Origin of the sequence: Halobellus sp. MBLA0158 (assembly GCF_041477585.1) — an archaeon.
In the GTDB taxonomy this organism is placed as follows: domain Archaea; phylum Halobacteriota; class Halobacteria; order Halobacteriales; family Haloferacaceae; genus Haloquadratum; species Haloquadratum rubicundus.
Genome location: NZ_JBGNYA010000001.1, coordinates 2,332,649 through 2,345,289 on the forward strand (window position 1 = coordinate 2,332,649; position 12,641 = coordinate 2,345,289).

At 66.9% G+C, this 12,641-nt stretch carries 11 protein-coding genes; 6 read left to right on the top strand and 5 right to left on the bottom strand.

What is annotated here, in order from left to right:
• Nucleotides 1–46 precede the first annotated feature (46 nt).
• A complete protein-coding gene (locus tag OS889_RS11890; RefSeq protein ID WP_372390060.1) occupies nt 47–610 on the top strand; it encodes a hypothetical protein in 564 nt (187 codons plus the stop codon).
• A gap of 100 nt (nt 611–710) precedes the next feature.
• On the opposite strand, the gene OS889_RS11895 is transcribed toward OS889_RS11890, so the two are convergent.
• Nucleotides 711–2,429, bottom strand: a complete 1,719-nt coding sequence (locus OS889_RS11895; RefSeq protein ID WP_372390062.1) for a formate--tetrahydrofolate ligase — start codon at nt 2,427–2,429, stop codon at nt 711–713.
• Between the two features lie 368 nt (nt 2,430–2,797).
• Between OS889_RS11895 and folP the strand changes: the two genes are divergently transcribed.
• Nucleotides 2,798–5,275, top strand: coding sequence for a dihydropteroate synthase (gene folP, locus OS889_RS11900; protein ID WP_372390064.1), 2,478 nt, complete (start codon nt 2,798–2,800; stop codon nt 5,273–5,275).
• A gap of 1 nt (nt 5,276) precedes the next feature.
• Here the strand turns inward: folP and OS889_RS11905 are convergent, their stop codons facing one another.
• Complete coding sequence (locus tag OS889_RS11905; protein WP_372390065.1) at nt 5,277–5,768, bottom strand: hypothetical protein; 492 nt, start codon at nt 5,766–5,768, stop codon at nt 5,277–5,279.
• Between the two features lie 93 nt (nt 5,769–5,861).
• On the opposite strand from OS889_RS11905, the gene OS889_RS11910 reads away from it, so the two are divergent.
• The gene (locus OS889_RS11910) at nt 5,862–6,431 is read left to right on the top strand and encodes a DUF8173 domain-containing protein (RefSeq protein WP_372390067.1); all 570 of its coding nucleotides are present in this window, start codon (nt 5,862–5,864) and stop codon (nt 6,429–6,431) included.
• A 78-nt stretch (nt 6,432–6,509) separates the two neighbouring features.
• Complete coding sequence (locus OS889_RS11915) at nt 6,510–6,728, top strand: hypothetical protein (RefSeq protein ID WP_372390068.1); 219 nt, start codon at nt 6,510–6,512, stop codon at nt 6,726–6,728.
• 152 nt (nt 6,729–6,880) lie between these two features.
• Here the strand turns inward: OS889_RS11915 and OS889_RS11920 are convergent, their stop codons facing one another.
• Nucleotides 6,881–8,644: a BCCT family transporter gene (locus OS889_RS11920; protein WP_372390069.1), complete on the bottom strand. Its 1,764-nt coding sequence runs from the start codon at nt 8,642–8,644 to the stop codon at nt 6,881–6,883.
• Between the two features lie 538 nt (nt 8,645–9,182).
• On the opposite strand from OS889_RS11920, the gene OS889_RS11925 reads away from it, so the two are divergent.
• A complete protein-coding gene (locus tag OS889_RS11925) occupies nt 9,183–9,344 on the top strand; it encodes a hypothetical protein (protein WP_372390071.1) in 162 nt (53 codons plus the stop codon).
• A gap of 38 nt (nt 9,345–9,382) precedes the next feature.
• On the opposite strand, the gene OS889_RS11930 is transcribed toward OS889_RS11925, so the two are convergent.
• Both OS889_RS11930 and OS889_RS11935 read right to left on the bottom strand, forming a co-directional pair.
• Nucleotides 9,383–9,826, bottom strand: a complete 444-nt coding sequence (locus OS889_RS11930) for a universal stress protein (RefSeq protein WP_372390073.1) — start codon at nt 9,824–9,826, stop codon at nt 9,383–9,385.
• A gap of 65 nt (nt 9,827–9,891) precedes the next feature.
• Complete coding sequence (locus OS889_RS11935) at nt 9,892–12,075, bottom strand: (Fe-S)-binding protein (RefSeq protein ID WP_372390074.1); 2,184 nt, start codon at nt 12,073–12,075, stop codon at nt 9,892–9,894.
• Between the two features lie 271 nt (nt 12,076–12,346).
• Between OS889_RS11935 and OS889_RS11940 the strand changes: the two genes are divergently transcribed.
• Nucleotides 12,347–12,481: a hypothetical protein gene (locus OS889_RS11940; protein WP_372390075.1), complete on the top strand. Its 135-nt coding sequence runs from the start codon at nt 12,347–12,349 to the stop codon at nt 12,479–12,481.
• The last annotated feature ends 160 nt before the right edge of the window (nt 12,482–12,641 follow it).

Below are 12,641 nucleotides of genomic sequence, written 5' to 3' on the forward strand. Positions count from 1 at the left end.
GGTCCGCAAGCGCCACGCTAAGAACCCCGGCGGACGTAGCACCCGTATGGAACTCACGCCAGCGGACGTCGAGGCGTACGTCGCGGACTATCCCGAGTACCAGCCGCTGTCGACCCAGGAGGACGAACACGTCGAGCTGCTGCCGGAGACGCTCGCCAGCGGCGACTACGGCTGGCGCGACGCCGAGTGGGTCGTTCAGTGGTACGGCCGACGGTTCCTCGGCCGGATGCCGAACGCCGACCGCCGGGAACTGGAGGCGGTCTACGACGAGAACGACTACGAGGACGTCCACGACGCCATCGCTGCGGCCGTCGACGCCGACGGCGTCGGCGAGATGATCGCGGCGCTGTCAGACCTCGCGGGCGTCGACGTCGCGATCGGATCGGCGTTCTGCCAGTTCATCGATCCCGAGCGCTACGTCGTGATCGACAGCCGCCAGTGGGACCTCCTCCGGGAACTGGGCGCTCTCGACGAGGCCTATCCGGACCCGCCGACGGTCGACGACTACGGGACGTACCTGGCGGCCTACCGGTCGGTGGCCGAAGGCTGTGAGTGCTCGCTGTGGGACCTCTACCGGGCGCTGTGGGTCATCGCCGAAGAGAACGAGTAGCGTAGAGAGGGAAGAAAAGGGAGCGGCGAGAAAGGAGGCGAAGAGAAAGGAAGCGGAGAGGAAAGAAGAAGAGAAGAGCCGCAAACCGAGGCGAGACGGCCTAGAACAGGCCGCTGATGTTACCGTCGGCGTCGATGTCCATCCCGGCGGCGGCCGGCTCGGCCGGCAGCCCGGGCATATCGAGGACGTCGCCGGTCAGCGCGACGATGAAGCCCGCGCCCGCCGAGGGGTAGAGCTCGCGGACTTCCAGTTCCCAGCCCTCGGGCGCGCCCTTCTTCGAGGGGTCGTCACTGAGGGAGTGGAAGGTCTTCGAGAGGCAGACCGGCACCTCGTCGAAGCCGAGGTCCTCCAGGCGCTCGATGTCGTCTTCGGCGCTGCCGGTGAAGTTGACGCCGTCGGCGCCGTAGATCTCGGTCGCGACGGTCTCGATCTTCTCTTTGATCGGCGCGTCGTCGGGGTAGAGGTGCTCGAAGTCCTCGGGGTCGTTCTCCTCGACTGCGTCGATGACGTGCTCTGCGAGGTCGACGCCGCCCTCGCTGCCCTCCGCGAAGACGTTCGACTCGGCGATCTCGACGCCGAGGTCCTCGCGGCAGTGCTCGACGACGGCTTCGATCTCCTCGTCGGTGTCGTCGGGGAAGCGGTTGAGCGCGACGACGACCGGGACGCCGAACTTCTGGAGGTTCGTGACGTGCTTGTCGAGGTTGGCGAAGCCGGCTTCGAGCTCCTCGATGCCGGCCTCCTTGACCTCGTCGAGGTCGACGGGCCACATCCCCATCCCGTGGTACTTGAGCGCGCGCACGGTGGAGACGAGCACGACCGCGTTCGGCGTCATATCGCCGAGGCGGCAGACGATGTTCATGAACTTCTCGGCGCCGAGGTCCGAGCCGAAGCCGGCCTCGGTGACGAGGTAATCGCCCATCCCGAAGGCCGCCTTGTCGGCGATGAGGGAGTTGGTGCCGTGGGCGATGTTCGCGAAGGGGCCGCCGTGGACGAACGCGGGCGTGCCCTCGATGGTCTGGACGAGGTTCGGCTTGATGGCGTCCTTCAGGAGCATCGCGGCGGGGCCGGTCGCGTCGATGTCGTCGACGGTGATCGGCTCGCCGTCCTCGGTGTACGCGAGGATGATCCGCGAGATGCGCTCTTTGAGGTCCGCGAGGTCCTCGGCGAGGCACAGAACGGCCATCAGCTCGGAGGCCGCCGTCAGGAGGAAGCGGCTCTCGCGGGGGGTGCCGCCGGAGGAGCCGCCGAGGCCGACGACGATGTCGCGGAGGGCGCGCTCGTTCATGTCCATCGCGCGCGGCCACGAGACGTCGTTGACGTCGACGTCGAACTCGTCGCTCTGGGAGATCTTCGCGTCGAGCATCGCCGCGATGAGGTTGTGCGCGGAGGTGAGCGCGTGGAGGTCGCCCGTGAAGTGGAGGTTGATGTCCTCCATCGGGAGCACCTGCGAGTAGCCGCCGCCGGCCGCGCCGCCCTTGACGCCGAAGACCGGCCCCAGCGAGGGCTCGCGGATGGCGATCAGCGCGTCTTCGCCGACGTGATTGAGCGTCTGACCGAGGCCGACCGTCGTGACGGTCTTGCCCTCGCCCAGCGGCGTCGGCGTCATCCCCGTCACCAGGACGAGGTTGCCCTCCTTCTCGTCGGCCTGGTCGCGGAAGCGGTTCACCGCGTCGTGGGTCAGTTTGGCCTTGTAGTCGCCGTACTGCTCGATGTCGTCGGAGCTGACGCCCCAGGAGTCCAGTACGTCCGTGATATGTTCCTTCTCGGCGTCCTGTGCGATCTCGTAGTCTGTCGGGAAGCCACCGTCTTCGTCAGACATTGTTGTCGGTGTTCCGGGGAGGCTACGTAAGCGTACCGGAAAAAAGTAACCGATATCCGATAAGTCGTGTTTCGTCGCGCCGACCGGCCACCGAAAACTCGTCCGATAAGGTCGGAGAAAGGATCGTGCTCGAACCGTGATCTCGATGGCTGTACGAGCTGCGAAGCGGCCTCTAACGCAGTATATTCGGGATATTGCCCACTAAGGGACCACCGGATGCGGCAGTTCGTGTGGGCAATGCTACCCCGATTTCGTCCGACATTATCGGTTATTTCGATTTTCTCGTATACATACGATATCTGAGTTTTTCCGCCCGGAGCGGTCTCGCTGCGATAGGTTAATCAGGCGACCGACGCCGATACGTTGGTATGAACTACCACGAGGCCGCCGAGTACCTGACCTCGTTTCAGCGACGCCGGCCGAAGCTCGGGATCGAGACCACCGCGCGGATGCTCTCGCACTTCGGCGACCCGCACCTCGACGTCGACGCGGTCCAGGTCGCCGGGTCGAACGGGAAGGGAAGCACCGCCCGGATGCTGGAGAGCGTCCTTCGGCGCGCCGGCGTGAGCGTCGGGCTCTTCACCTCGCCCGGACTGAACGACTTCCGCGAGCAGGTGCGCGTCGACGGCCGCAAGGTGCCGAAGTCCAAGATCGCCGAGTACGCCGCGGAACTGGAGCCCTGCATCGACCGCCTCCGTGCGGACGACGACGTGCCCACCCACTTCGAGGTGCTCACCGCGGTCGCACTCCGGCACTTCAGCGAGATGGACGTCGACGTCGCGGTGCTGGAGGTCGGGATCGGCGGCCGCTACGACGCGACGAGCGCGGTCGACCCCGTCGCCAGCGCGGTCACGAGCGTGAGCCTCGAACACACCGAGCTGCTGGGCGAGACGATCGAGGAGATCGCCACGGACAAAGCCCAGGTCGCGCCCGCGAGCCGGCCGCTCGTCACCGGGGCCGACGGCGCGGCGCTCGATGCGATCCGCGAGGTGACAGACGCCATCTCGGTCGGTCCGGCCGAATCATCCCCCGACGTCGTCGCCGAAGAGCGGGGGATGCACTCGAAGGTCGAAAGCGAGGTCTCGATCGCCGGCCCGGACTGGACGGTGGAGACGAACCTCCCGCTGCTCGGGAAACACCAGGCGACGAACGCGGGCGTGGCGGCGACGCTGGCGCGGCAGGTCGCCGACGTCGACTCCGCGACGATCGCCGAGGGCCTGCGAGCCGTCACCTGGCCCGGCCGCTTCGAGGTTATGGAGACCGAGCCGATGGTCGTCCTGGACGGATCGCACAACCCCGGCGCGACCGCGACGCTCTCGGACCTGCTCGGGCGCTACGAGTACGACGACCTCCACCTCGTGTTCGGAACGATGGCCGACAAGGACTACGGGGAGATGGCGGCGTCGCTCCCCGCGGTCGACGTCGCGTACGCGACGCGCCCGCATCTGGACCGCGCCGAGGGGGCCGAGGCGCTGGCCGAGACCCTCGCCGACCACGCCGACCGCGTCGAGACGATTCCGTCGGTCCCCGAGGCCACAGAGCAGGCCATCGAGGCCGCCGGCCCCGACGACTTCGTGCTCGTCTCGGGGTCGCTGTACACCGTGGCCGAGGCGCGTGACCGCTGGACGCGACTGCTGACGCCGGTCGATTCGACGCGCGACGCCCACGTCGACGCCGCGTTCGTCGACGCGGCATTCGAGCCCGATGCGGAGGGCGACGGCGAGACCGCCCCGGCCGCGGAGTCGGCGGCGTCCCGGTCGGGCGTCGATCGCCGGATCTTCCGGACGCTGCTCCGCCCCGAACAGGCCGAGCGCGTGGCCGAGCACCTCGCGGCGGTCGGTGGCGAGTGTCGCCGCTCGCGCGCGGGCAGTCCCGAGAAGCTCGTGGCGACCGTCCTCGCGGGCTCGACGGCGCAGCTCCGCGAGCTCGCGACCGCGCTCGACGAGGAGGGACACGGGCTCCGGCGGGTAGCCGACCAGCTCCGCGAGCGGCTGGATCCGACCGAGGTCACCGATGCGGCCGGACTGGGGGCGATCGCCGACGACGGCACCGCGGTGATGGGAATCCTGAACGTCACCCCCGACAGCTTCCACGACGGCGGCGAGTACGAGGCGTTCGAGGCCGCCGTCGAGCAGGCCGAGGCGATGGCCGAGCACGGCGTCGACGTCATCGACGTCGGCGGCGAGAGCACCCGGCCGGGCGCCGAGCCCGTGCCCGTCGAGACGGAGATCGACCGCGTCGTCCCCGTCGTCGAGGCCATCGGGGACCTCGGCGTCCCGATCTCGGTCGACACCCGGAAGGCCGAGGTCGCCGACGCGGCCCTCGAAGCCGGCGCCGACATCATCAACGACGTCTCGGGGCTCGCGGACCCCGCGATGCCGTTCGTCGTCGCCGACCACGACGCCGCGCTCGTGCTGATGCACAGCCTATCTGTCCCGGTCGATCCCGATCAGGATCCGATCTACGACGACGTCGTCGCCGACGTGGTCGACGAGCTGCTCGAACAGGTGCTGCGGGCCGAGCGCGCGGGCATCGACCGCGAGCAGATCGTGATCGATCCGGGCTGTGGGTTCGGGAAGTCGCCCGCGGAGTCACACGCCCTGATCGACCGCCTCGGAGAGCTTCGCGGCCTGGGCTGTCCGGTGCTCGTCGGCCACTCGCGGAAGTCGATGTACAAGGCGGCCGACCACGCCGACGACGGCCGCCTGGCGCCCACGCTGGCCGGCACGGCGCTTGCGGCCGACCGCGGCGCGGACGTGGTCCGCGTCCACGACGTCCCGGAGAACCTCGCCGCCGTCGCGGCGGCGGAGGGGCGGCTCGCGCCCGCCGAAGACGACGCGGAGTAGGCTACGAGTAGGAGTGCTTGAACTCCCAGTGGTACCGACAGCCGTTACAGGTCGCCCACTCGACGATGTCGAAGGACTCGGGGTGCCGCTGGCCGTGGACCATCTCGCTCCGACAGACCGGACAGGTGAGGTGTTTGAGCTCCAAGTCGGGGAACTCCCGGTAGCTGAACTCCGCGACGCAGTGGGGGCAGTCGATGTCGTCGCGGGCGTGGTGCTGGGGGATGTCGCCGCCGCAGCGCGGACACTCAAGGACCGCCGGCGGCCGCGAGGCCCACCCGTCGTCGCCGTCGTAGGTCGTCGTCGCGGTGTCCATCGCGGACAGCCGGAATTTGTTGGGGCCGTCGCCACGACGGAGCGGGCTGACGATCCGCTCGGCGAGGCGCTTTGCGACGCCGAAGAGCCCCTTGCCCGTCGCGACCAGCCGGTCCCAGCCGACGAGTCGGTCGCCCGCGCGCTTAGTCACCTCCCAGAGCGCCCCGATCGACCCTGCCATACGGGGCCAAAAGGAGTTCCACACCAAAAGTGACCCGGCCGATTCGCCGTTGCCGGGCGACAGATTTTCCCGTCATTCCGCCGAGGTAGAGGTATGACGTACGCTGCCGCCGTGATCGTCGGCGTCACCGCACAGATCGGTGATCCGTCGGCCCTCTTCGGACTCTCGGGGCCGGCGTACGCGGGTCTGTCGTTCGTAGCCGTCCTGGTCGTCGGGGCGGGGCTTCTCGCCCGGCGACGGGCGTTCGTCGACCGGGCGATCGATCGAGTCGCCTCCGACTCCGTGGTGTCGATCCTCTACGGCGTGGTCCCGTTCGCGCTCGTCGGATTCATCGGCGGCTACGTCCTGAGCCAGGCCGCCAGGGTCGGCGTCGGCAGCGCGGCGATGGTCCAGGGGTGGGTCCTCGTCGTCGGGCTCGTCGGGGTCGGCTTCGCCGGGCTGGGCTACCTCGTGGTCGGCGCGTACCTCACCCAGATCGAGGGTTCGCGGCGGCCGTGGCACGGCGCGGTCGTCGGGAGCGTCCTCAGTGCGATCCCGTGGCTACTCCTCCCGACGCTGCCGGCGCTGTTGGTGTGGTTCCTCGGCGCGTCCGTGGGCCTCGGGGCCCCGACCCGGCGCTGGGTCCACGGCGCCCGGACCGTCGAATCCGAGGCGGCCGACTGATCGATTCTGCCGGCACGGATCCGTTCGGACGGGCTATTCCTCGGAAAGACTCTTTCGCTTCGCCGTCCTACAGCGGGTATGGCGTCCGTCATCCTCCAGTCGATCGGCGGCTCGTTCGAGTCGATCGCACAGATCGCCGGCGTCGCCGGGACGCTCGTGTTGGTCCTGATGCTCGTCGCGGCCGGGGCGCTTGTCTACCGCCAGTTCTACGACGGCGGCATCGAGTGGCCCGACGAGGAACCGGACGACGACGAGGTCAGCCGCGGCGGCAAAGACGACGAGTGGGAGTACTACTGACCGGAGAGCACACGAGCTGAGGCTGTCGTGGGTGAGTGAACGAAGAGAAGGGGATCCGCACCGCCGGTCGGTCGTCGCGCGAAGCGCCGAGCAGAAGAGAGGGGGAGTGCCCGTTCCGGCCGCCGTCGGAACGGGATCGGACCGCTCGTGGGTCAGTCGCTGCTGACCGATTCGTCACCCGAGACGTCGGTCACCACCTCGTCGCCGGTGGTGACGACGTCGACGTCGCTCTCTTCGGTCATGTCCTGAATGCGCTCGGCGAACTCCTCGGATTCGAGGATCTGGTACTCGTTGTCCAGCCCCAGGTAGACGGTGTAGCACATCAGACACAGGATCACCGCGAACGGGAGCCCCGTGGTGATGGCCGCCGTCTGGAGCGCGCCGAGGCCGCCACCGTACAGGAGGAGCGCCGCGACGGCGCCCTCGGTGACCGCCCAGAAGATGCGCTGGGCCTTCGGCACGTCGTGCTTGCCGCCGGAAGTCAGGTGGTCGACGACCAGGGAGCCCGAGTCCGACGAGGTGACGAAGAACGTGATGACGAGCAGCGTCGCGATCGACGCCGAGATGGCGCCGAGCGGGTACTGATTGAGCATCACGAACATCCCGAGCGTCTCGAAGGCGCCGTAGCCGAGTTCGTTGTACGCGCCGACGACGGCGTTCGAGCCCTCACCGAGCGCGCCGTTGAGGGCGCTCCCGCCGAAGGTCGACAGCCAGATGGTCGAGAACAGCGACGGGAGGAAGAGGACCCCGAGGACGAACTCGCGGATCGTCCGACCCTTCGAGATGCGCGCGATGAACATCCCCACGAAGGGCGACCACGCGATCCACCAGCCCCAGTAGAACACCGTCCAGGCGGTGACGGTACCGCCGCCGGCGCCCATCGCGCCGCGGTAGAAGCCGAGGTTGACGATGTTCTGGAAGTACACGCCGAGGCCCTCGACCCAGGCACCGAGGACGAAGACGGTGGGGCCGACGAGGATCAGGAAGCCCAGCAGCGCGAACATCAAGTAGAGATTGACCGTGCTGAGGCGCTTGACGCCGCCGTCGAGGCCGGCGGCGACAGACGCCGTCGCGATGCCGGTGATCCCCGCGATGAGGAGGATCTGGACGAACGTGTTGTTCGGGAAGCTCGCGAATATCCCGAGGATCTCGGTCGAGACGTACTGGAGCCCGCTGTTCACCTGGGCGACGCCGAGCCCGAGCGAGGTCGCCAGCCCGAACAGCGTCGCGAACACCGTCACGAGGTCGATCAGGTGGCCCGGCCACCCGTAGATGCGGTCGCCGAGCAGCGGCCAGAAGATCGACCGGAAGGTGAGCGGCAGGCCGCGGTTGAACGAGAAGAACGCCAGTCCGAGGCCGACGAGGCCGTAGATGGCCCACGGGTGGAAGCCCCAGTGGAAGAACGTCTGTGCCATCGCCGCCGAGGCGGCCGCGCCGGTTCCGGCCTCGACGCCCCAGTAGCCGGGGACGTTGAGGAAGTAGTACACGGGCTCGAGGACGCTGAAGAACATCAGGCCGATGCCCATCCCGGCGCTGAACAGCATCGCCATCCACGAGAAGTCGCTGAACTCCTTTTCGGCTTCGACGCCGCCGATTCTGATGTTACCGAACTTCCCGAACGCGAAGTACAGCAACACCACGATGAAGATGTTCACCGCCAGGAGATAGAACCAGCCGAAGTTCTCGCCGATGAAGTTGAACAGCCACGTGTACGCGGCCGAGGCGCTCTCACCGAGGATGATGGTGACCGCGATGAAGAGCGCGATGATCGCCAGCGCCACCGGGAAGACGACCGGATGGATGTCGAACCCGAACTTCTGGATGTTGGTGTCGCCGGGCTCGCGGTCCGAGTCCGGATGGAACAGTTCGACCTGCAGTCCGTCGGACATCTCGCCGGTTTGCTCACTGTCTGACATACTCTACCTCCGCGTTACCGAATCGATGTTGATCGTTCGTTATCATTGTGCGGTCCTCAAACCGAGGCGTCGGTATCTCATCGGCGTCTCGGTCCGTTCTGCCGCTTTCTCAGTCTGTGGACGATGCAATCGTCGTGAGCCGTACCCACTTGTCACGTGTGGTTGTCGTGCCTCCTGAGTGGAGTGCTACACAACCTCATAGACTCGCAATTGTTCTACTACAATAAAGGTTAGGCAATATTCACCAGTAAGCGACTCACACGGGCGTTTTGAGATGTGGAAACGACCCCCATATGCCGAACCACCCCACCGCGGCGCTCGCGAGCGACCGCGACGCTGATTTCGCGTGGTTCGAACGGGGCGTGCGCTCTCCGTGTTCGAACGTAGCCGTAAATGACAGGTAACGTATAATTTGTGTTCTTCGCTGCCCGCTCGCCCCGAACGGTGTACGGATCCGACGGGCGAAGAACACGCATAGACAGCCACTACGGTCTTCGGTCGACACTACGTTTATGTCCGATCGGCCGACTGTGCGAGTATGCAGAATCCGCTCGCGACCGCGGCGATCGTCGTCGTCGTCGCGCTCTTCGGCGCGGCGCTTGTGGCGATGACGCTCCGGAACTACACCGTGGCCGGCCTGTTGTTCCTCAGCGCCAGCATCGTCATTTACTTCCGCGAAAATCGACTCGTGCGGGAGTGATCGACTCCCGTCGGCGCGCCGACGGCCTCGCGCTCACCTCAGATCTCTTCCATCTTCATCCGCTGGGTGATCACCGGCACGCGGGCCGTCCGGACGACCTTGTCCGTCGTGCCCCCGAGCAGTGACCCGAGCGTGCCCCGGTACGCCGACCCCATTACGATGGCGTCCATCCCCTCGTCGTCGGCGAAGTCGGCGATCTCCTCGGACGGCGACCCCGTCCTGAAGGCGGTGTCGCAGTCGACGCCGTGTTCTTCGGCGACGTCGCAGATCTCGTCGAGGGCCTCCTCGCCGTACTCCCGGTACCGCTGGCGCATCTCCTCTTCGTCGTCGCGGAGCGCGAGCGCCCGCGGCGCTCCGGGCAGATCGATGACATAGAGCGCCGTCACGCTCGCTCCGAGCGCCGCGGCGAGTTCGATGCCGTGCTCGGCGCCTTTTCGTGCCTCGTTGCTCCCGTCGTACGGTATCAGTATCTGGTCGTACATCGCTGCGAGCGAATCCTCACGACGCGCTTACAAATAAGTTTCCGCGCTGACGGGGACTGTGGGCCTCAGTCGGCTTGCCCGGCCGCTCGTCCCGCGCCCGCGGCGTCGACGCCGGGGCCCACCTCCAGGGCCTCGACGAGCAGCTCCGCGACGTCGACGATCTCGATGTCGTCCTCGTAGCCGCCGGTCTTCATCCCGTCTTCGTACATCGTCATACACATCGGACACGCCACGACGAACTTCTCGACGGCCGATCCGGCGGGCGTGTCCTCTAAGGCCTCGCGCATCCGCTCTTCGCTGGGCTTCGTCTCCTCGTCGATGTCCATCCAGAGCCCGCCCCCGCCGCCGCCGCAACAGAAGGAGTTCGAGCGGTTCCGCGGCATCTCCGAGAGGGTCGCGCCCGTCGCGCGGATGAGCTCGCGCGGGGCCTCGTACTCGTCGTTGTAGCGGCCGAGGTGGCAGGGGTCGTGATACGTGACCGTGTAGTCGAGCTCGTCGCCGCGGAGCCCGAGCCGATCCTCGGAGACGAGCTCTTCGACGGCCTGCGTCCAGTGGAGCACCTCGGTCTCGCCGTCGGCGTTCCACTCGCCGTCGAACTCGAAGTCCATCAGCGGCTCGTCGGCGAAGTCCTCGTACTCGACCTCCGGGTACTCGTTCTTGAAGGTGTTGTAGGAGTGGGGGTCGGTGCAGATGATCTTCTCGGGGTCGACCGCCTCGAAGCACTCGACGTGGTGGCCCGCGAGGTCGACGTAGAGGAACTCCTCGCCCAGCCGGCGGATGTCGTTGCCGTCGTACTTCTCGTCCTCGAAGAGGATGCCGTACTCGACGTCGGCGTGTTCGAGGATCTTCGCCAGCGAGCGGGCGACCTGCTTGTTCCGCTCGTCGTAGCTCGGGTAGTCGCCGACGTACCAGAGGTACTCGACGTCCTCCTCGCGGGCGTCGGCGAGGTCGAACTCCAGCTCCTGGGCCCAGTCGGCGCGGGCGTCCGGCGGGTCACCGAAGGTGTTGCCCATCGCCATGATGTTGTCGAAGGTGTCCTGGACGTTCGAGTCGACCTGGCCCGTGTCGGTGAGCTGGCGGTTCATCCGCGTGAACGACTTGAGGTGCTCGATGTCGACGGGGCAGGCGTCCATACAGGCCATACAGGCCATACAGGACTCCATCGTCGCCGCGTCGATCACGCTCTCGCCGCCGTCGGTCACGATGTCGACCTCCTCGCGCTCGCCCGCGTCGATCGCCTCGCGGTACTGCTTGAGATCGAGGATGACGTCGCGGGGATCGAGCGGCCGACCGGACTCCTTGGCCGGACAGACGGACGAACAGCGGCCGCACTTGGTACAGGCGTCCTGGTCGAGCAGTTCCTTCCAGGTGAAGTCGTCGACGGATTCGGCGCCGGTGTCGGCGTCGAGGTCCGCGGGGATGCCCGGCAGGCGCGCGCCGGCCTTCTCGTCGCGGGCGACGATGTTGACGTACGACGAGAGCATGTGGAACGGCTTGCCGTAGGGGACGGCCGCGACGAACGCCAGCGCCAAGAGCGCGTGGGACCACCAGACCGCCGGGTAGACGGCGGCCGCCATCGATTGACTCATCCCGGCGACCGCCAGCGCCTCGGCGAGGAACCACCCGACGAAGCTCACCGTCTCGAAGTCCGGAAAGCCTGTCCCGAGGATGCGGATCGCCTCGGCGAGGTAGCCGCCGACGCCGAGGAGGAAGAGCGCCCAGATGAAGAGGTCGTCTTCGAGGCTCGTGTGCTTGCCCCAGAGGCGCTCCTCGCGGGCGGCGTAGCGGCGGTAGAGCGCGACGCCGACGCCGACGACGAACAGGAGGCCCATCGCGTCCATCACCAGCGAGTACGAGAGGTAGAAGTCGCCGACGAAGAACGACTGCTCGGTGCCGAGCGCGGCGGTCACCGGCTGGTAGATGTCCATATCGATCGCGAGGATCGTCGTGCCGATGAGCAGCGTGAGAAAGCCCCACATAATGAGGGCGTGCATCACGCCCCCGGCGGTGTCGCGGTCCAACAGCTTGCGGTTCGAGAGAACGATGCGCGTCGCGTCGACGATCCGGCCCGGCAGATCGTCGAGGCGGTCGAACCAGTCTTCCTGGCCCGACGTGTAGCGCTCGACGTTCCGGTAGAGGCCGTACGCGAAGATCGCGATCGCGACGGCGGCGAGGAGGTAGAAGACCACCTCGCCGAGATGTCCGATGCGCCAGAACGTCGGCCTGGTAGTGGCTCCTTCGGCGACCATACCGATTGATTCGCCAATCTCGGCATAAAAGTTGGTGCGCTCGGCCGTGCGCGAGAGGAGGTGATTCCGCCGCGCACCGACTGCACGCGGCGTGTATCGATCGAACTGTCGACCTCGGTGCCGACATACGATTTCGATCCCGCCCGATCGGGAGACTCAGCCGGCAGGAGCGTTGACATCGACGAACCACAAATCATAATTTATCCTATATTTCGAGGTTCGGCGGCGCTCGCCCGCCAGTATTTTGCCCGGTTCGCTCCCAGAGGCGAGTATGAATCCGCCTGCTCGGTTCGACCACCCGGCGTGGACGGCGCTCGGCGCGAGTCTCGTGAGTTACGGCCTCGGACTGTTCGGGCTGTTCGTGTTGTTGTTCGTCATTCCGTTCGCGCTGTTTCTCCTGGTGTAGGTGCGGGGCGGTGACCCGCCCTGAGCGGCCGGCATAAAATGGCATTCAATATTCCGGGGGTAGCTAATTATCGTTAGGTGTAGAACAGTGTTATCGAACCGCTAGAAAACGCACGTTCGGGGAGCGCACCCACCGTAGTGGGCGAATCGAACGCAACAGC